17 protein-coding genes are annotated in these 18,171 nt (G+C 72.6%); 7 read left to right on the forward strand and 10 right to left on the reverse strand.

The features are described 5' to 3' along the window. Window position 1: 1 nt before the first annotated feature. From BLQ67_RS01540 to BLQ67_RS01555, 5 genes are all read right to left on the reverse strand, one after another. Window positions 2-1,804 carry a peptidoglycan D,D-transpeptidase FtsI family protein gene (locus tag BLQ67_RS01540; RefSeq protein ID WP_172802231.1) on the reverse strand — a complete coding sequence of 601 codons (1,803 nt, stop codon included), beginning with the start codon at window positions 1,802-1,804 and terminating at the stop codon, window positions 2-4. A 55-nt stretch (window positions 1,805-1,859) separates the two neighbouring features. Next, complete coding sequence (locus BLQ67_RS16565) at window positions 1,860-2,441, reverse strand: hypothetical protein (RefSeq protein WP_172802232.1); 582 nt, start codon at window positions 2,439-2,441, stop codon at window positions 1,860-1,862. Next, entirely contained in the window at window positions 2,438-3,388 is a 951-nt protein-coding gene (gene rsmH / locus BLQ67_RS01545) for a 16S rRNA (cytosine(1402)-N(4))-methyltransferase RsmH (RefSeq protein ID WP_172802233.1), read from the reverse strand. Before rsmH ends, BLQ67_RS16565 begins: the two co-directional genes overlap by 4 nt. Before the next feature lie 95 nt (window positions 3,389-3,483). Beyond that, window positions 3,484-3,915 (reverse strand): division/cell wall cluster transcriptional repressor MraZ, encoded by a 432-nt coding sequence (gene mraZ / locus BLQ67_RS01550; RefSeq protein ID WP_092501831.1) that lies wholly within the window; start codon window positions 3,913-3,915, stop codon window positions 3,484-3,486. A 314-nt stretch (window positions 3,916-4,229) separates the two neighbouring features. Continuing rightward, complete coding sequence (locus BLQ67_RS01555) at window positions 4,230-4,610, reverse strand: DUF3040 domain-containing protein (protein WP_092501833.1); 381 nt, start codon at window positions 4,608-4,610, stop codon at window positions 4,230-4,232. Window positions 4,611-4,684: 74 nt separating this feature from the next. Here BLQ67_RS01555 and BLQ67_RS01560 point away from each other — a divergent pair, with 74 nt between their 5' ends. Further along, window positions 4,685-5,809 carry a polyprenyl synthetase family protein gene (locus BLQ67_RS01560; protein WP_092501835.1) on the forward strand — a complete coding sequence of 375 codons (1,125 nt, stop codon included), beginning with the start codon at window positions 4,685-4,687 and terminating at the stop codon, window positions 5,807-5,809. Window positions 5,810-5,823: 14 nt separating this feature from the next. Here the strand turns inward: BLQ67_RS01560 and BLQ67_RS01565 are convergent, their stop codons facing one another. Continuing rightward, on the reverse strand, window positions 5,824-6,861 hold the full coding sequence (locus BLQ67_RS01565) for a restriction endonuclease (RefSeq protein WP_157674620.1): 1,038 nt from the start codon (window positions 6,859-6,861) through the stop codon (window positions 5,824-5,826). 47 nt (window positions 6,862-6,908) lie between these two features. Beyond that, the gene (locus tag BLQ67_RS01570) at window positions 6,909-7,235 is read right to left on the reverse strand and encodes an Rv2175c family DNA-binding protein (RefSeq protein ID WP_331711984.1); all 327 of its coding nucleotides are present in this window, start codon (window positions 7,233-7,235) and stop codon (window positions 6,909-6,911) included. 134 nt (window positions 7,236-7,369) lie between these two features. Between BLQ67_RS01570 and pknB the strand changes: the two genes are divergently transcribed. Then, window positions 7,370-9,322 (forward strand): Stk1 family PASTA domain-containing Ser/Thr kinase, encoded by a 1,953-nt coding sequence (pknB, locus tag BLQ67_RS01575; protein WP_092501839.1) that lies wholly within the window; start codon window positions 7,370-7,372, stop codon window positions 9,320-9,322. A gap of 77 nt (window positions 9,323-9,399) precedes the next feature. Here pknB and BLQ67_RS01580 read toward each other — a convergent pair whose 3' ends face one another. The 3 genes from BLQ67_RS01580 to BLQ67_RS01590 form a co-directional block, all read right to left on the reverse strand. Next, complete coding sequence (locus BLQ67_RS01580; RefSeq protein ID WP_172802234.1) at window positions 9,400-10,764, reverse strand: class II 3-deoxy-7-phosphoheptulonate synthase; 1,365 nt, start codon at window positions 10,762-10,764, stop codon at window positions 9,400-9,402. A gap of 49 nt (window positions 10,765-10,813) precedes the next feature. Then, window positions 10,814-11,530 carry a lysophospholipid acyltransferase family protein gene (locus tag BLQ67_RS01585; RefSeq protein ID WP_092501841.1) on the reverse strand — a complete coding sequence of 239 codons (717 nt, stop codon included), beginning with the start codon at window positions 11,528-11,530 and terminating at the stop codon, window positions 10,814-10,816. Between the two features lie 85 nt (window positions 11,531-11,615). Beyond that, window positions 11,616-12,455, reverse strand: a complete 840-nt coding sequence (locus tag BLQ67_RS01590) for a GntR family transcriptional regulator (RefSeq protein ID WP_157674622.1) — start codon at window positions 12,453-12,455, stop codon at window positions 11,616-11,618. Between the two features lie 164 nt (window positions 12,456-12,619). Here BLQ67_RS01590 and BLQ67_RS01595 point away from each other — a divergent pair, with 164 nt between their 5' ends. The 5 genes from BLQ67_RS01595 to BLQ67_RS01615 all read left to right on the forward strand — a co-directional run bounded on the left by BLQ67_RS01595 (window position 12,620) and on the right by BLQ67_RS01615 (window position 18,158). Then, window positions 12,620-13,615, forward strand: a complete 996-nt coding sequence (locus tag BLQ67_RS01595) for a 2-keto-3-deoxygluconate permease (protein WP_231945124.1) — start codon at window positions 12,620-12,622, stop codon at window positions 13,613-13,615. 71 nt (window positions 13,616-13,686) lie between these two features. Then, window positions 13,687-14,949: a RuBisCO large subunit C-terminal-like domain-containing protein gene (locus BLQ67_RS01600; RefSeq protein ID WP_092501847.1), complete on the forward strand. Its 1,263-nt coding sequence runs from the start codon at window positions 13,687-13,689 to the stop codon at window positions 14,947-14,949. Continuing rightward, window positions 14,949-16,259: a four-carbon acid sugar kinase family protein gene (locus BLQ67_RS01605; RefSeq protein ID WP_092501848.1), complete on the forward strand. Its 1,311-nt coding sequence runs from the start codon at window positions 14,949-14,951 to the stop codon at window positions 16,257-16,259. The genes BLQ67_RS01600 and BLQ67_RS01605 overlap by 1 nt, the downstream gene beginning before the upstream one ends. Before the next feature lie 29 nt (window positions 16,260-16,288). Then, complete coding sequence (locus BLQ67_RS01610; protein ID WP_092501850.1) at window positions 16,289-17,332, forward strand: alcohol dehydrogenase catalytic domain-containing protein; 1,044 nt, start codon at window positions 16,289-16,291, stop codon at window positions 17,330-17,332. A 10-nt stretch (window positions 17,333-17,342) separates the two neighbouring features. Continuing rightward, on the forward strand, window positions 17,343-18,158 hold the full coding sequence (locus BLQ67_RS01615; RefSeq protein WP_092501852.1) for a sugar phosphate isomerase/epimerase family protein: 816 nt from the start codon (window positions 17,343-17,345) through the stop codon (window positions 18,156-18,158). Window positions 18,159-18,171 lie beyond the last annotated feature (13 nt).

The raw sequence follows: 18,171 nt of genomic DNA on the forward strand, positions 1-18,171 counted from the left end.
GTCAGTCGTTCCATTCGAGCGGCAGGTCAGGCGCCTGCGACGTGCTCGGCGGGATGTCGTACTCCCGGATCAGGAGACTCACCATATCGTGGAACAGCGGGATGGCTGCCGCGCTCGTGCGCTCCGTCTGCGGCAGGTCGAGCTGCACGTAGACCACGAACTGCGGGTCGTCCGCCGGGAACACGCCGGCCGTCGTCACGATGCGCTGCACGGGGTCGTAGCCGGCCGCCGGGTCGAGCACGACCTCGGCCGTGCCGGTCTTCGCCGCGACGCGGTAGCCGGGGATCGGGAAGGTCACGGCGCCGTAGTCGGTGACGACGTGCTCCATCATCGACAGCAGCGTGTCGGCCGTCTGCTCGCTGATGACGCGCGTGTCCTCGCCCTGGTCGGGCGACACGACGGTGCCGTCGGCGAGCGTGCACGAGTCGATGAGCTGCAGGTCGGAGCGCACGCCGCCGTTCGCGATCGCCTGGTACGCGCCGACCATCTGCATCGGCGTGACCTGGATGCCCTGGCCGAACAGCACGTTGAGCTGCGTCTGCGCGTCGAGGCTCGTCGGGTCGGTCGCGAGCGGGAAGGTCGACTCGCCGGGGAAGCCGACGGTCTCGGACCCGAAGCCGAAGTCGGCGAGGTAGTCGAAGTAGTCGTCGCGGCTCATGTCCTGCGCGAGCGACACCATGCCGACGTTCGACGAGTTCACGAGGATGCCCGTCGCGGTCCACTGCTCGTCGGGGTGTGCGTGCGCATCCGACACCCGCACGGGACCGTCGGGGTCGTAGCGCCACGGCACGGTGCGCTCGGTCGTCGGGTCGACGAGGCCGAGGTCGAGCATCGCCGCCATCGCCATGGTCTTGAAGATCGAGCCGGGCTCGAGGCCCTGCGTGAACGCGAAGGCGCCGTAGTCGGAGGCGTCGGTCGCTGCGGGGTCGTTGGGGTCGACGGTCGGCGTCTGCGCGACGGCGACGAGCGAGCCATCGGTGCGGGCGACGATGACGTTGGCCGACTGCGCCTGGTACTGCTGCCGGTACTGCTCGGCGAGCTGCTGCGCCTGGAACTGCACGTCGGCGTCGATCGTGAGCTCGAGCGTGCCGCCGTCGGCCGACTGCTCGGTGACGACGGTGCTGCCGGGGATCGGCGTGCCGTCGGCGCCGCGCTCGAAGGTCTGCTCCCCCGCCTCGGGCGCGAGGCACGACTGGTCCTGGGTCATCTCGAGGCCCGCGAGCGGACCGTCGGTGCCCATGAAGCCCACGAGGTTGCCGGCGACGGCGCCCGCGGGGTAGACGCGCTGCGGGTTGGCGCGCAGCGTGACGAAGCCGATCGGCAGCTCCTGCTGCAGGTCGCGCATCTGCTGGTACTGCGTGCCGTCGAGGCCCGTGTCGAGCACGAGGTAGTCGGACTCGGGGTTCGCGAGCAGCGCGGCGTCGACCGCCGCCTGGTAGACGAGCGGATCCTCGCCGGTGATCTCGGCGAGCCGCTCGAAGATCTCGCCGCCCGTGACGATCTCGCCGGCCTCGAGGCCGTCGCGCTCGGTGAGGTCGTGCACGAACTGCGGCGAGATCGTGAGGTCCCAGCGGTCGACGGTGCCCGCGAGCACCGTGCCGTTCGCGTCGACGATGTCGCCGCGCGTGCCGTGGATGGGCGCCGTCGCGCCGACGCGTCCGGCCGCCTCGGCGTTGAGCGCCTCGGCGCGCACGAGCTGGATGTCGACGAGCCGCACGACGCACGCGCCGACGAGCGCGACGACGACGATGCCCGTGAGGATCGACCGCACGCGGGTCGTGCGCCTGCTGCGCTCGTTCGTCACGGATCCCCTTCCTCCGGACGGCCTGGCGACCACCCGGCTGCGACGGTAGCGGCGGTCAGCCGCCGACGCCGGGTGCCACGCCCTCGGCGGGCAGAAGCATGCCGGGATACGGCTCGGGCTCGGTGGGCTCCTCGACGACGGGCGCCTGCGGCGCGGGCGTCGACGACTGCAGCAGCTGGTTGCCGACGAGCAGGTCGCCCGTGGTCGAGAGGCTCGGCTGCTGCATGTGCAGCGCGTCGGGACCACCGAGCACCGCGCCCGACGACAGCTGCAGGAACTGGCTCGCCTGGCCCTGCACCATGCCGAGCGACTCGGCGGCGGTCGCGACCTGCTGGGGCGACTCGAGCGTGTCGAGCTGCTCCTGCAGCGTCTGCTGCTCACGGCTGAGCTGCGCCGACGACGACTGCAGGCCCGCGATCTCGTACGCGCCCTCGCCGATCGCCATCGACAGGCCCAGCTGGCCGAGGATGATCGCGCCGAGGCCCGCGAGCGCGACGACGCCGTGCACGACGCTCGGCGCGCGGCGCACCGTGGGACGCGGGAGCGCGACGAGGCGGCGCCGGCGCTCCGGCTCCCGCTCGGGGGTACGTCCCGGTGCCCGCTCGGGCAGCGTGTGGATGCTTTCCAGCGCGCTCATGCTGCTCCTTCGATGCGCTCGGCGGCTCGCAGCCGCACGGGGATGGACCTGGGGTTCCTGGCTCGCTCGTCGTCGTCGGCGAGCTCGGCGCCTCGCAGCAGCAGGCGATACGGGGCCGCATGCTCGGGCAGGGCCGCCGGCACGCCGAGCGGCGTGCGATCGGTCGTGGCCTCGCGCAGCGCCGACTTCACGATGCGGTCCTCGAGCGACTGGTACGCCATGACGACGATGCGACCGCCGGGCTCGAGCGCGTCGAGCGCGGCGGGGATGGCCCGCTCGAGCACGCCGAGCTCGTCGTTGACGACGATGCGCAGCGCCTGGAAGACGCGCTTGGCGACGTGGCCGGGCTTGCGCGCCGCCGCGGGCGTCGCACGGTCGAGGATGTCGACGAGCCGCGAGCTCATGACGATGGGCTCCTGCTGCCGCTCGCGCACGATCGCCTTGGCGTAGCGGCCCGCGAGCCGCTCGTCGCCGTAGCGCTGCATGATGCGGGCGAGCTCGCGCTCGTCGAGCGTCGCGAGCAGGTCGGCGGCCGTCGGCCCCTCCTGGCCCATGCGCATGTCGAGCGGCGCGTCCTTCGCGTAGGCGAAGCCGCGGTCGGCGTCGTCGAGCTGCAGGCTCGAGACGCCCAGGTCGAAGAGGATGCCATCGAGCCGATCGACGCCGGCGTCGGCGAGCGACTCCTCGAGCTCGTCGTACACGTGGCGCACGATGCGCACGCGGTCGCCGAAGCGCGCGAGTCGCTCGCCCGCGAGGCGGATGGCGTCGGGGTCGCGGTCGATGCCGACGAGCGTCATGCCGGGGTGGCGCTCGAGCAGCTGCTCGGCGTGGCCGCCCATGCCGAGCGTCGCGTCGGCGACGACGGCGCCGTCGCGCGACGCGGCGGGTGCGAGCAGCTCGAGGCAGCGCTCGAGCATGACGGGGGTGTGGAGGGAGCTGGCGTCCATGATGTGCGGGGCCTGGTCCGGATCCCGGATCCCCATCCGCGGTCGCGCCACCGGGGAAGGTGCAGCGCGGCCTCGGCTGAGGGTCGAGGACTCGGTCAGAAGATGCCCGGGATCACCTCCTCCGTGGTGCTCGAGAAGTCGGCCTCCTTGGCCGCGTAGTAGTCGTTCCAGGCGTCGGTGGCCCAGATCTCCGCGCGGTCGCCGACGCCGATGACGGTGAGGTCGCGCTCGAGGCCCGCGTACTCGCGCAGCGAGGTCGGGATCGTGATGCGGTGCTGGCTGTCGGGCGACTCGCTCGACGCACCGGAGAGGAAGAGGCGCAGGAAGTCGCGGGCGCCGGCGCTCGTGAGCGGCGCCTGGCGGATGCGCTCGTGCACCTTCTGGAACTCGACGGCCGAGAAGACGTAGATGCAGCGCTCCTGGCCGCGCGTCAGCACGATCCCCGACTCGAGGTCCTGGCGGAACTTCGCGGGGAGGATGACGCGGCCCTTGTCGTCGAGCTTGGGGGCGTGGGTGCCGAGGAACACTGCGCCCCCTCTCCATCCGGCCAGTGGTTGGGACGTGCGTGCTGCACGTTCCTCCACAGTACTCCACTTTCATCCACGCAGAGCAGAGATTCGCTCGAACTCGACGCAAGTTCCCAGGAATCGCGTGGTGGAGCGGGGTGGAGGGGTTTCGCGTGTCCGAGCGTACGACGAAGCCCCGAACCTGCCAAGACGGGCTCGGGGCGATGGCGGTGGAGGGTCGTGGAGGGCCGGGATCCCTGCGGACACGCAGAAGGCCGGCCCCGTGGGGCCGGCCTTCGAAGCTGGTGTGGAGCGGAGTGGAGGCTCCGCGCGCGCTACTGCTGCTGGCGCTTGTCCCACTCGTCGCTCAGGCGATCCATGAGCGAGGAGCGCGTGCGCGCCTTCGGCGCGGCGCCGCCCTTGGGGGCGTCGCCCGACTCGGCCTCGCCCGCCTCGGCGGGACGCGAGGCCGTGAGCGCGAGCATCGCGCCGCCGACCGCGAGACCGAAGCCCGCGACGCCGATGAGGGCGAACTGCACGACGACGCCGATCACCACGACGGCGAGGCCGGCCGCGACGAGCGCGATGCCGAGCGCGACGCGCGTGTAGTTCACGGTGCGAGGGCCCGAGGACGTCGACACGATGTCGGCCTCGTGCTTGTAGAGGTTGCGCTCCATCTCGTCGAGAAGGCGCTGCTCCTGCTCGCTCAGCGGCATGTCATCCCCCAGGGCTCCCGGGATGTCGGTGTTCCCGGACGTGTCAGTGTACGCCCTGGGACTGTCACTAGGCTATGGATGTGTCGCCCGGCTCCCGCTTCTCCACGGCGGTCGACGACCGCATCCGCGAGTTCCTCGTCGAGCGGCGCTCGGCCGCTGCAGCGATCTCCGCGGATCTCTCCCCCATCTTCGACGCGGTCGAGGCGCTCACGACGGGCGGCAAGCGCATGCGCGCCGGCTTCCTGCACTGGGGATGGCACGCCGTGGCCGCCGCGCGGCCCGAGGCGAGCCACACGACCGGCAGCCCCTCGGACCCCGAGTGGGAGGCCATCGTGTCGATGGCCGCGGCCGTCGAGGTGTTCCACGCCGCAGCCCTCGTGCACGACGACGTCATGGACTCCTCCGACACGCGCCGCGGCGCCCCGAGCGTGCACCGCAGGCTCGAGGGCGTGCACCGCGACGCCGAGTGGCGCGGCCGCGCAGACGCCTTCGGGGTCAACGGCGCGATCCTCGTCGGCGACCTGCTGCTGGGCTGGGCCGACGACCTCGCGCGCGCCGGGGCCGGCGCGCTGCCCGCCGACCGTCGCGACGCCGCGATGCAGGTGTTCTCGACGATGCGCGAGGAGGTCGGCTACGGCCAGTTCCTCGACGTGCTCGAGGAGGCGGCGTGGGTGCGGCAGGAGCCGCAGAGCCTGCTGCAGCGCGCGCACACCGTCGCGGTCTACAAGTCGGCGCGGTACTCGGTCGAGGCCCCGCTGCTGCTCGGCGCGACGATGGCGGCCGGCAGCGCGCAGCAGCTCGAGGCGCTGAGCGGCTACGGCGTGCCCGTCGGCACCGCCTTCCAGATGCGCGACGACATCCTCGGCGTCTTCGGCGACCCCGCCGTCACGGGCAAGCCCGCAGGCGACGACCTGCGCGAGGGCAAGCGCACCGTGCTCGTCGAGCTCGCGCGCCGCGAGATGGCGCCGGGTCCGCGCACGACGCTCGACGAGCTGCTGGGCGATCCCGACCTCGAGGCAGCGCAGATCCAGATGCTGCAGCGCACCATCGCCGAGGCGGGCGCGCTCGAGCGACTCGAGGGCATGATCGACCGCGCCGTCGGCGGCGCGCTCGAGGCCCTGCGCGACGCGGAGCTCTCGCGCGGCGCCGTGCTCGAGCTCGAGCGCCTCGCCGCCGCAGCCGCGAACCGCGACCGCTGACGCGGTCGCCGGAGCTATTCCGCGAGAACTGGCAACAGGCCAGTGCTCACAATCTCTTTGCCCAGTCGATTTACCCCGTCGACCACGCCTGACTCAACGTTGTAATGAAGCAGTGCCATCTGCGCAGCATCCGCAAAGGCTTCGGCTTCAGCAGGGTAGATACCCGACGTCATGAAGATTGGTGCGCGGCCGTCGACAAGTGCGACGCCAGCTAGTTCGCGAATCTCTGCAATTCCAACCGCACCCACGTAGTGCTTGACCTGCGCGATGTGGCTGGGCGAGTCGACATCAATCCCACCGTCGCCCGAGAACGCTGTTGTGCGAGCCTCCGGCAGGCCCATGTGGATCAACCAATCGCGGCACCAGTACTCGGCACCGACTGCTGAAGCGCCGTAAGGGCACACGGCGGGCGCGGGGTGGAGACGTTGCCACGATGCAAGGGACTCACTCGCGAGAGCGAGCGTTGCAAGGAGTTCCAGGCGCCGACGCTCGGCCGACAAGCATTCGGTTGCGCTCTGGAGCGCGATCGCGTCGAGCTCATCCGAAGTCCAGGGGGCATGGACGTCGTATGTCCACAGCGCCGTGGTCTGTTCATTGAGGTGGCCTCGGTACACAGCCACGAAGTTGTCGGCCAGATGCTGCCACGTCGGGAAACGATGAATCGTTCCGTCGTCGAGACGCAGATCCCACTGCTGGTGGTGCGGTCGAGCGGACGAGAAAACTACTCGCCCTGCTCGCGCCAGGAGTTCGGCGACCGCTGGGGGGATCCCTTGTCCACCATGCGAGGGCCATCTGCGCACGAGCGCTCCGACGAGTCTTTCAAAATAGTCGACCGCGAACTTTGGCGTCATATCCGTGACGCCGGCTAGCTCCAGCAACTCGGCTAGTCGCGCGGAAACCTGAGAATCGACTTCCTTGCTGGCCTCAGCGGCGCGAGACATTGGCCATCCATCGCCGTCAGCCAGACCCAAACGACCGCGCAGTTCAGATATCCGGCGCGCTCGTTCACTCAGCGGGGCGGTCGATGCATCATCGTCACTGGCAGCGTTCATAGCGTCGACGATGCACGCCGCCGCTGCGCGACTGCTGGACGGGCTCGCTAGCCGAGCGCCTGCGCGACGCGACGCACCTCGGCCTTGCGGCCCGCGCGCAGCGCCTCGATGGGGCTCGTGCCGAGCGACGGCTCGGACTCGAGCAGCCATGCGACGGCCTCGTCGTCGTCGAAGCCGAGGTCGCCGAGCAGCATGACCGTGCCCTTCAGCTCGCCCATGGGCGCGTCGTCGACGAGGAAGACCTCGGGCACGACGAGCACGCCGTCGCGGCGCGTCGCCGGGAGGGCGCGCTCCTCGACGAGGCGGCGGATGCGAGAGGGGCCGAGCCCCATGCGGTCGACGAGGTCGGGGATCGTGAGCCAGGCGGTGTCCACGCCTCCAGTCTGCCGTGTCGCCGACGTGCCCGCACGACGCAGCGCCGAGCAGCCGCCCGTGGTCGCGACGAGAGTCTCCCGTGTCACCCGCGTGCCCGCACGACGCAGCGCCCCGCAGCCTCTACGATCCTGACGTGCCTGCGACCCATGACGACCCCCTCTCCGGGCGTCTCGTCGACGGCAGGTACCAGGTGGGCGATCGCATCGCCCGCGGCGGCATGGCCACCGTGTACGTCGCGACCGACCTGCGACTCGACCGGCGGATCGCGCTCAAGGTCATGCATCCGCACCTCGCCGACGACGACCAGTTCCGCGAGCGCTTCATCCAGGAGGCGCGCCAGGCCGCCCGTCTCGCGCACCCCAACGTCGTCAACGTGCTCGACCAGGGCGAGGAGCCCGGGCTCGCGTACCTCGCGATGGAGCACATCCCCTCGATCACGCTGCGCGACCTGCTGCTCGAGCGCGGCCGCATCCGTCCCGCGCAGGCGCTGCAGGTGCTCGAGGCCGTGCTCGCGGGCCTCTCGTCGGCGCACCGCGCGGGCATCGTGCACCGCGACATCAAGCCCGAGAACGTGCTGCTCGCGCACGACGGGCGCATCAAGATCGCCGACTTCGGCCTCGCGCGCGCCGCGACCGCCAACACGGCGACGGGCAAGGCGCTGCTCGGCACGATCGCGTACCTCTCCCCCGAGCTCGTGACGCGCGGCATCGCCGACGCGCGCAGCGACATCTACGCCGTCGGCATCATGCTGTTCGAGATGCTCACGGGCAAGCAGCCCTACACGGGCGAGCAGCCGCTGCAGATCGCGTACCAGCACGCGCACGAGCAGGTGCCGTCGCCGTCGAGCCTCGAGCCGTCGATCCCCCACGAGCTCGACCTGCTCGTGCACTGGGCGACGCACAAGGACCCCAACCTGCGCCCCGCGGATGCGGGCGAGATGCTCGACGAGGTCGTGCGCATCCGCGCGGGCGAGCGGTCGACGACGAGCGCGCACACGCGCATGCTGCCGGTCGCGACCGCCTCCGACGCCGAGACCACGGTCGTCGAGGCGCAGCGCCCTGCCCCGCGCCGCGGCGGCATCGCGACGGGCGACCTGCCAGCGCTCGACACCGGCGACGTGCCGCCCGCCGCGCGGGCGCTGCAGCGCAAGGCGCAGGCGCGCCGCCGCCGCGGGTTCGTGCTGCTCGTGCTCGTCGTCGTGCTCGCGCTCGTCGCCGCCGGCGTCGGCTGGTGGCTCAACGCCGGCCCCGGCGGCGAGACGACCGTGCCCGACATCGCGCAGGGCACGAGCGAGGTGGATGCGCGCGCCGCGCTCGAGGAGGTCGGGCTCGTCGGCGCCGAGCAGACGGAGGGCGAGTACGCCGCCGACGTGGTCGCCGGCACCCTCATCCGCACGGACCCCGCGCCCGGCGAGACGCTGCGCCGCGGCGAGGCCGTGACGCTCGTGCTGTCGCTCGGCATTGAGATGCTGCCCGCGCCGGAGCTGTCTGGCACGCCGAGCGCCGCCGTCGAGGCGGCGCTCGTCTCCGCCGGGTTCGCGTACTCGGGGTCGCTGCCCGTGTTCGACGACACGACGCCGTCGGGCTCCGTCGTCACCCTCTGGGTCGACGACGGCCAGGGCACGGCCGTCGCGTCGCAGGCCGAGTGGCCGCGCGGGCTCGCGATGCTCGCGATCGTGTCGCGCGGCCCGCAGCCGACGCTCGTCGGCCTCGACCAGGCGAGCGCCCAGACGGTGCTGCAGTCGGTCGGCCTCACGCTCGGCGCCGTGACGCCCGAGGCGAGCCGCGACGTGCCGGAGGGCCAGGTCATCCGCGCCGAGTATCCCGAGGGCACGCAGCCCGACTCGGGTGCCGCGGTCGCGATCGTCGTGTCGAGCGGGCCGCCGCAGGTGCAGATCCCCGCCGACATCCTGTCGATGAGCATCCCCAACGCCGTCGCGGCGCTGCAGGCGCTGAGCTTCCAGGTCGTGCTGGACTCGAACGTGCCAGAGGCGCTGCAGCCGATCGTGCAGCCCAACGCCGTGAGCCCCGAGCCCGGATCGTCGGCCGACGAGGGCTCGACCGTCACGCTCACCGCACAGTACTGATCCCGCGGGCACGCTCCGCGGATGCACGAAGGGCCGGTCCTCGCGGACCGGCCCTTCGTGCATGCGAGACGGATGGATCAGGAGATCGCGCGCAGCTCCTCGGCCACGAGGAACGCGAGCTCGAGCGACTGCATGTGGTTGAGGCGCGGGTCGCACAGCGACTCGTAGCGGCTCTCGAGGTCGGCCTCGTCGATGCGCTCCGAGCCACCGAGGCACTCGGTGACGTCGTCGCCCGTGAGCTCCACGTGCAGGCCGCCCGGGAACGTGCCGGCGGCGCGGTGCGACTCGAAGAAGCCGCGCACCTCGTCGACGACGTCGTCGAAGCGCCGCGACTTGTAGCCGTTGGCCGTCGTCATGCCGTTGCCGTGCATGGGGTCGGTGACCCACACGGGCGTCGACTCGAGCGACTTCGACGCCTCGAGCAGCGCGGGCAGCGCATCGCGGATCTTGCCTGCACCCATGCGGGTGATGAAGGTCAGGCGGCCCGGCTCGCGCTCGGGGTCGAGGCGGTCGACGAGACGCTCCATGTCGTCGGCCGTCGTCGACGGGCCGAGCTTGACGCCGATCGGGTTGCGGACGCGCGAGAAGAAGTCGACGTGCGCGCCATCGATCTCGCGCGTGCGCTCGCCGATCCACTGGAAGTGGCTCGACGTGTCGTACGCGAGGCCCGTGCGCGAGTCGACGCGCGTCATCGGCCGCTCGTAGTCGAGCAGCAGACCCTCGTGGCCCGTGTAGAACTCGACGGCGCGCAGCTCGTCGAAGTTCGCACCCGCGGCCTCCATGAAGCGGATGGCGCGATCGATCTCGCCCGCGAGCGCCTCGTAGCGCGCGTTCGCCGGGTTCTTCGCGAAGCCCTTGTTCCACGAGTGCACCTCGCGCAGGTCGGCGAAGCCACCCTGCGTGAAGGCGCGCACGAGGTTCAGCGTCGAGGCGGCCATGTGGTAGCCGCGCAGGATGCGCTGCGGGTCGGCCGCACGCGACTCCTCGGTGAACGGGTAGCCGTTCACGATGTCGCCGCGGTACGCGGGCAGCGTCACGCCCTCGCGCGTCTCGAAGTCGCTCGAGCGGGGCTTGGCGAACTGGCCCGCCATGCGGCCCATCTTCACGACGGGCATCGCGGCGCCGTACGTGAGCACGACCGACATCTGCAGGATCGTCTTGACGCGATTGCGGATCTGGTCGGCCGTCGCGCCCGCGAAGGTCTCGGCGCAGTCGCCGCCCTGCAGCACGAACGCGTTGCCCGTCGCGGCCGCCGCGAGGCGGTCGCGCAGCATGTCGACCTCGCCGGCGAAGACGAGCGGCGGCAGCGTCGCGAGCTCCGCGCGCACCGCGTCGATGGCATCCGCATCCGGCCACGCGGGCTGCTGCTTGATGGGCAGCGAGCGATACGCGTCGAGCCCGGCGACGAGGGTGGGATCGGGGCTGATGGCTGCGGTGGTCACGAGGGTCGAGTCTACGCGCGCGCAGGTGCCGCGTGACGACCGTGCCGGGTCAGGCGCTCGCGGGCTTCGCCTCGGCGGGCCTCGCCGCCGCGGGCCGCTTCGCCTTGGCGCTCGACGCGTACACGTCGACGTACTCCTGGTCGCTCAGGCGAGCGAGGGCGTACATGATCTCGTCGGTCACCGAGCGCAGCACGAAGCGGTCGGTGTCGAGCCCGTAGTAGCGCGAGAAGTCGAGCGGCTCGCCGAACACGATGCCGACGCGACCCACCTTCGGCAGGAACGTGCCCGTCGGCATGATCTGCTCGGTGCCGATCATGACGCACGGCACGACGGGCACCTGGCCCTCGAGCACCATGCGCGCGATGCCCGTGCGGCCGCGGTAGAGCTTGCCGTCGGGGCTGCGCGTGCCCTCGGGGTAGATGCCGAGCACGTCGCCGCGCGCCAGCACCTTGAGGCCCGAGTCGAGGCTCGCCTCGCTCGCCTTGCCGCCCGAGCGGTCGATCGGCAGCTGTCCCGACGCGAGGAAGAACCAGCGCACGAGCGCGCCCTTGAGGCCGCGACCGGTGAAGTACTCGGACTTCGCGAGGAAGTACACGCGGCGGCGCACGACGAGCGGCATGAGCACCGAGTCGATGAACGACAGGTGGTTGCCGGCGATGATCACGGGACCCGTGGCGGGGATGTGCTCCATGCCCTTGATCCACGGCCGGAACACCGTGAGGATGTACGGCCCCACGATCCAGTGCTTCAGCAGCCAGTTGAACATCGAACGACCACCCCCGGCGCCCCACTCTAGCCAGAGGCTCGCGCGGGGCGCGGCATCGGGTCGCGTGGCGTCTCGTGGCGCTCGGTCAGGCGTCGAGACGCGCGACGGCGCCCTGCAGCGCCGCGAGCTGCGCACGGATGTCGGCGAGCGCCTCGTCGCGGGACCCCGCCCGCACGCGCGCGTCGACGTCGAACACCGTGTCGGGTGCATGCCAGAGCGAGAAGCGCTCGAGCACCGCGCCCGACGCATCCTCGGTCACGCCCTCGAGCAGCAGCAGCGGCGCACCGGTCGAGACGCCCAGCAGCGCAGCGACCTCGGCATCGGCGGGCGCGGCGCGCAGGCGCCGAGGTCCGCCGACGGGGTCGGCGCCCTGCTGCCGCATCCAGTCGAGCAGCGACGCGTCGGTGAGCGCCTCGACCGTCGGATGCGGGAAGCGCGCGCGGGAGAAGAGGGTCTCGCCGACGACGACGGGGGCGTCGTCGATCGACCGCACGCGGCTCAGCGCCCACGCGTCGGCGACCCCGAGCTCGGTGGCGACGGCGCCCGCGACGGTGCGGGGCGCGAGCGACAGCACGCGGGTGCGCAGCGACGCGCCCTGCGCCTCGACGTGCTGCAGGAGGCCGCCAGCGCGATCGGCGCTGCGGTGCAGGGTGCGGCGCGACGCGACGACGCTCCCCCGGCCGCGGCGCCGCTCGATCGAGCCAGCGGCGGCGAGGGCGGCGAGCGCCTGGCGCACGACCGACCGCGAGACGCCGAACGCGTCCTGCAGCTCCTGCTCGGTGGGCAACGGCGTCCCCGGCGCGAGGGCGTCGGCGCCGATCGCGTCGGCGACGCGGCGCCGCAGCTGCTCGTGCAGCGGGTCGCCGGATCGGTCGAGCGGCTCGCGTGCGATGGCCTCGAGCATCCCCGCCTCCTCGTGGGTCACGATGGACCTCTCACCCTAGGCGCGACACGCCGGGTGCCGATCGCTTGACGGGCGGGAGATCCTGCCCCATTGTTGTCCGTATCTTTCGTACGGACAAAGAACGTCCCCGAGATCCGGAGCCCGCAATGACGCAGCCCCCCATGGAGCGAGCATCGCTCGTCCCGATGTTCAAGACCCTCAGCAAGATCCCCGGCGGTCTCGTGATCGTGCCGCTCGTGCTGGGCGTGCTCGCAGCGAACCTCATCCCCGACGCCCTCGCGATCGGCAGCTTCACCACCGCCCTCTTCCGCGACGGCACGCTCGTGCTCATCGGCCTGCTCATCGTCTCGACGGGCGCGCAGATCACCGGCTCCCGCACGGGCGCCGCCGCCGCCGGCACCACGCTCGTCGTGCTGGTGGCCAAGACCCTCGTGCCCATCACGCTCGCGGTCGTGCTCGGCCTCGTCGTCGGCATCGACGGCATCCTCGGCGTCTCCGTCCTCGGCCTCATCGCCGTCTTCGGCAACTCGAACGGCGGCCTGTGGCTCGCGTTCGCGAGCCAGTACGGCGACTCGCGCGACCGCGGCGCCTACATCGCGTCCGCGCTCGACGACGGCCCCTTCCTCGCGCTCATCTTCCTCGGCGCCTCCGGCCTCGGCGACATCCCCTTCCTCGCGATCGTCGCCGCGATCGTGCCGTTCATCATCGGCCTCATCATCGGCCGCCTCGACCGCGAGTGGACGCAGGTGCTCGCCGAGGTGCCCTCGATCGTGATCCCCTTCATGTCGTTCTCGGTCGGCACCGGCATCTCGTTCCTCACGGTGCTCACGGGCGGCCTCACCGGCGTGATCATGGGCGTGCTCGTCGTCGCGTTCACCGGCGGCCTCACCTACCTCGGCTACCGCCACGTGCTCAAGCGCGGCAACCAGAGCGGCATCGGCTTCTCGGCGGGCACGACGGCCGGCAACGCCGTGGCCGTGCCGGCAGCGGTCGCCGCGGCAGACCCGAGCCTCGAGCACCTCGTGGGCGCCGCGACGGCGCAGGCGGCGACCGCCGTGCTCGTCACGGCCGTGCTCGCCCCGCTCACGGCAGGCTGGGTCATGCGCAGGCAGGGCGGCATCGCGAAGGGCTCCTCGTCGAAGGAGTTCCGCGCGGCCGTCGCCGACACGGTCAACGACTGACGTCCCGTGGCCGGCCCACCGGCCGGCCACGGCATCCCCGATCACCCGCACCATCCAGAGGGAGCACCCGCATGCGCGATCCGCGCCGCATCCGAGCCACGTACCTGATCGAGGCGACCGACGTCGCGCGCGCCGCGGCGCTCCTCGCCGGCGAGCAGTCGAGCGGCACGTTCGTGCGGATCGCGGGCGAGACGGATGCGCTGCGCCAGCGCCACGGCGCCGAGGTCGTGTCGCTCGAGGAGCTCGGGCGCACGGCCCCGTCGCTGCCGTCGCGCACGAGCCCCGAGCACGTGACGGCGGCGAGGATCGTCGTCGAGTTCCCGATGGAGACCGTCGGCACCGACCTCGCGACGATCCAGACGACCGTCGCGGGCAACCTCTTCGAGCTCGGCGAGCTCTTCGCGTGCAGGCTCGAGGCGCTGGAGCTGCCCGACGAGCTCGTCGCGGCCCACGCGGGTCCCGCGTTCGGCGTCGCAGGCACGCGCGCGCTGCTCGGCGGCGCGACCGGCGCCATGGTCGGCACGATCGTCAAGCCGAACGTGGGCCTCGACGCCGACGGCTTCCGCACGGTCGTGCGCGCGCTCGTCGGTGCGGGCATCGACCTCGTGAAGGACGACGAGCTCATGACCGACCCCGGCTACCTGCCGCTCGCGACGCGCGTCGCGATCGCCGGCGAGGAGATCGACCGAGCCGCGCAGGTCACGGGACGTCGCGCGCTGTACGCCGCGAACATCACGGGCGACCTCGCGAACCTCGAGCGCCGCCACGACCTCGCGGTCGAGGCGGGCACGGGATGCGTCATGCTCGCGATCCCCGTGATGGGCGTGCCCTCGCTCGAGCTGCTGCGCACGTTCGCGAGCGTGCCCATCCACGGGCACCGTGCGGGCCTCGCCGCCTCGATGCGGCATCCCGGGCTCGGCGTCTCGTACCGCGCGTGGCAGGTGCTCGCGCGTCTCGCCGGCGCGGACCACCTGCACGCGAGCGGGCTCGGCAGCAAGTTCTCGGAGCGCGACGACGAGGTCGTCGACTCCATCCGCGCGCTGCAGGCGCCGCTCGGCGCGACGATCGCGCCCGTGCCCACGCTGTCGTCGGCGCAGACGGTGCGCTCGCCGCATCCGACGTTCGCGGCGATCGGCAACGACGACGTGCTCATGCTCGCTGGCGGCGGCATCATCGGCCACCCCGACGGGCCCGCCGCCGGCGTGCGCAGCCTGCGCGCCGCGTGGGAGGCGGCCGTCTCCGGCGAGCCGCTCGAGGCGGCAGGCGCACGGCTCGCCGGTGCGGGCGACGCGACGCTCGCCCGCGCGCTCGGCACGTTCGGCGCGGCCGCCTGATGGCGCGCACCGCGCAGGTCGGGTTCGTCGCCGACGACCTCACGGGCGCAGCCGACGTGCTCGCGCAGGCGCATGCCGAGGGGCTCGACGCCGCCCTCGTGCTCGACGCCGCGCATCCGCTGCCCGACGACGTCGACGTCGTGGGCATCGCCGGCCCGCTGCGCTCGCTCGACGCGCCCGCGCTCGAGGCCGAGGCGCGCCGCGGCTTCGCCGCGCTCGCGGCGCGCGACCTGCGCGTCGTCATCGACAAGGTGTGCTCGACGTTCGACTCGTCGCCGACGATCGGCTCCATCGGGGCGAGCATCGCGGCGATGCGCGCGACGTGGCCGGGCCGCGGCGCCGTGCCCGTCGTGCCCGCGCAGCCCGAGTTCGGCAGGTACACGGCGTTCAGCCAGCACTTCGGCACGCACGGCGGCGCCGTGCACCGGCTCGACCGGCACCCCGTCATGGCGACGCATCCGTCGACGCCCATGCGCGAGGCAGACCTGCGCCGCGTGCTGCAGGAGCAGCTCTCCGGGCATCCCGCGATCGACGGGCTGCACCTGCCCGCGCTCGCCGACCCGCACGCCCTCCGGGATGCCTGGACGGCGCTCGCCGCGACCGACGCGCCCGCGTTCGTCGTCGACGCCGTCACGCCCGAGCACATGGACGCCGTCGCGACGACGCTGCTCGACGAGGCCGACCGCGGCTCCGCGCCCGCGCTCGTCGTCGGCTCCGGCGGCATCATGGCCGCCCTCGCGCGTGCGCTGCGGCGCACGCCGCGCATCGCGCCGCCCACGACGTCGCCGTCGGGGCCCGTGCTCGTCGTCTCCGCGTCCGCGTCGGCGACGACCGCGGCGCAGCTCGACGACGCGCTCGCCGTCGGCTTCGTCGAGGTCGCGATCCCTGCCGACGCATTCGGCGACCCGACCTCCGAGGCCGACTCGGCCTGGAGTCGCGCCGTCGAGGACGCGCTCGCCGCCGGCCACCACGTCGTCGCGCACACGACGCGCGGCGGCGACGACCCGCGCATCGCCGCCTCCACGGCATCCGCCGCCGACGTCGGCGGGCTCATCGGCCGCCTCGCCGGCCGCATGGCCCGCGCCGGCCGCACGCGCGACCTCGCGATCTGCGGCGGCGACACCTCCAGCCACGCCCTCGTCGCGCTCGGTGCGCGCGAGCTGCGCGTCGACGAGCTCTTCGTGCTCGTCGGCCCCATCTGCCGCACCGACGACGCCTCCGACGCAGCGGGCTGCCGCGTGCTGCTGAAGGGCGGCCAGGTCGGCCCCGTCGACGTCCTGCGGCGCTTCGCAGGCATCCCCACTCGCTGATCACCAGCACCCCTCCAAGGACAGGACGCATGAGAGCAGTCATCAAGCCCGCACCCGCACCCGGCTTCGCGTACCGCGAGGACTGGGCGATCCGCGAGCCCGGCGCCGGCGAGGTGCTCGTCGACGTCGCCGCAGCGTCGCTGTGCGGCACCGACCGCGAGCTGTACGAGTGGACGCCGTCGGCGCAGGCCTTCCGCCTCTCGCCGCCCGTCGCGCTCGGCCACGAGGGCTCGGGCACGATCGTCGCCGTCGGCGACGGCGTCACGGGCTTCGCCGTCGGCGACCGCGTCGCCTTCGAGAGCCACATCGCGTGCGGCACGTGCTTCGAGTGCCGCACGGGCACGGCGCACACCTGCCCGAACACGCGCATCGTCGGCATGCACATCGACGGCCTCTTCGCCGAGCAGGCCGTCGTGCCCGCCCAGGTCTGCGTCAAGGTGCCCGACTCCATCTCGCTCGAGGCGGCTGCGCTGCTCGAGGGCGCCGGCGTCGGCATGCACGCCATCCAGCGCGCGGGCGGCGACGTCGCAGGCCAGAACGTGCTCGTGAACGGCGCGGGCCCCGTCGGCCTCTTCACGGCGCAGATCGCGAAGGCGCTCGGCGCCGCGAACGTCGTCGTCGTCGAGCCCAACCCCTTCCGCCGCGGCCAGGCCGAGTCGATCGGCGCCACGGCCGTCGCGCCCGGCGCGCACGTCGTCGAGCTGTGCCGAGACATCGCCGGTCACCGCGGCGGCTTCGACGCCGCGTTCGAGGTGTCGGGCGTGCGCGGCGTCATGGGCCCCATGCTCGAGTCGCTGCGCCACGAGGGCACGATCGTGACGGTGGGACACCCGAGCCAGCCCGCCGAGCTCGAGATCGCCTCGCAGATCAACAAGCGCGGCATCACGCTGCGCGGCATCTTCGGCCGCCGCCTCTGGGACACGTGGGAGCAGCTGCTGCTGCTCGTCGGCTCGGGGCAGGTCGACCTCGAGTGGATCATCACGCACCGCCTCCCCCTCTCGCAGGCGGACGAGGCCATCGAGCTGCTCACGGGCGACGCCGGCAAGGTGCTGCTCGTGCCGTCGCTCGGCTGACGGCATCCGCATGCGCGCACGCCTCGGCATCAGCACCTACGCCTACACGTGGCGCATGTCCGAGCTCGTCGAGCGTCCCCTGACGCTCGACGAGCTCGTCGTCGACGCCCAGCGGCTCGGCCTCGGCGTGCTGCAGGTCTGCGACCACCCGCCGCTCGAGGTCGCGCCGCCCGACGAGCTCGCGCACCTGCGCGCCCACGCCGACGCGCACGGCATCGCCCTCGAGGTGGGCACGCGCGGCATCGGCGCCGACCATCTGCTGCGCATGCTGGACGTCGCCGTCGCGCTCGGCTCGCCCGTCGTGCGCTCGATGCTCACGGCCGGCGACGATCGCCCGAGCGTCGACGAAGCCGTCGAGCGGCTGCTCGCGGTCGCCGACGCCTACGCCGACGCGGGCGTCGCGCTCGGTCTCGAGACGTACGAGCAGGTGCCGACCGCGACGCTGCTCGACGTCGTCGAGCGCGTCGGCAGGCCCGAGACCGTCGGCATCTGCCTCGACCCCGCCAATCCCGTCGCGGGGCTCGAGCATCCGCGCGACGTCGTCGAGCGCTGCGCCGCCGCGACCGTCAACGTGCACGTGAAGGACTTCGCGTTCACGCGCGCGCCCGGCTGGGTCGGCTTCACCTACTCGGGTGCGCGGATGGGCGAGGGCGCGCTCGACTACGCGCATCTGCTCGAGACCGTGCGCCCCGTCGAGCGCGGCCTCAGCCAGATCGTCGAGCACTGGGTCACGTGGCCGGGCACGATCGACGAGGCCGTCGCGATCGAGGCGGAGTGGACCGAGCACGCCGCCCGCGTGCTGCTCGCCGCGCATCCCGCCGACTGACCCCTCGAGCGCC

Origin of the sequence: Agrococcus jejuensis (assembly GCF_900099705.1) — a bacterium.
Taxonomy (GTDB): Bacteria; Actinomycetota; Actinomycetes; order Actinomycetales; family Microbacteriaceae; genus Agrococcus; species Agrococcus jejuensis.

What these genes read in the sequence shown, in the direction of transcription:
- BLQ67_RS01555 (WP_092501833.1), bottom strand. Translation starts at nt 4,610, where the DNA reads ATGCCGCTGAGCGAGCAGGAGCAGCGCCTTCTCGACGAGATGGAGCGC.
- BLQ67_RS01605 (WP_092501848.1), top strand. Translation starts at nt 14,949, where the DNA reads ATGGCGCGCACCGCGCAGGTCGGGTTCGTCGCCGACGACCTCACGGGC.
- BLQ67_RS16565 (WP_172802232.1), bottom strand. Translation starts at nt 2,441, where the DNA reads ATGAGCGCGCTGGAAAGCATCCACACGCTGCCCGAGCGGGCACCGGGA.
- BLQ67_RS01610 (WP_092501850.1), top strand. Translation starts at nt 16,289, where the DNA reads ATGAGAGCAGTCATCAAGCCCGCACCCGCACCCGGCTTCGCGTACCGC.
- BLQ67_RS01615 (WP_092501852.1), top strand. Translation starts at nt 17,343, where the DNA reads ATGCGCGCACGCCTCGGCATCAGCACCTACGCCTACACGTGGCGCATG.
- BLQ67_RS01565 (WP_157674620.1), bottom strand. Translation starts at nt 6,861, where the DNA reads ATGAACGCTGCCAGTGACGATGATGCATCGACCGCCCCGCTGAGTGAA.
- rsmH (WP_172802233.1), bottom strand. Translation starts at nt 3,388, where the DNA reads ATGGACGCCAGCTCCCTCCACACCCCCGTCATGCTCGAGCGCTGCCTC.
- BLQ67_RS01595 (WP_231945124.1), top strand. Translation starts at nt 12,620, where the DNA reads ATGTTCAAGACCCTCAGCAAGATCCCCGGCGGTCTCGTGATCGTGCCG.
- BLQ67_RS01585 (WP_092501841.1), bottom strand. Translation starts at nt 11,530, where the DNA reads ATGTTCAACTGGCTGCTGAAGCACTGGATCGTGGGGCCGTACATCCTC.
- BLQ67_RS01600 (WP_092501847.1), top strand. Translation starts at nt 13,687, where the DNA reads ATGCGCGATCCGCGCCGCATCCGAGCCACGTACCTGATCGAGGCGACC.
- BLQ67_RS01560 (WP_092501835.1), top strand. Translation starts at nt 4,685, where the DNA reads ATGGATGTGTCGCCCGGCTCCCGCTTCTCCACGGCGGTCGACGACCGC.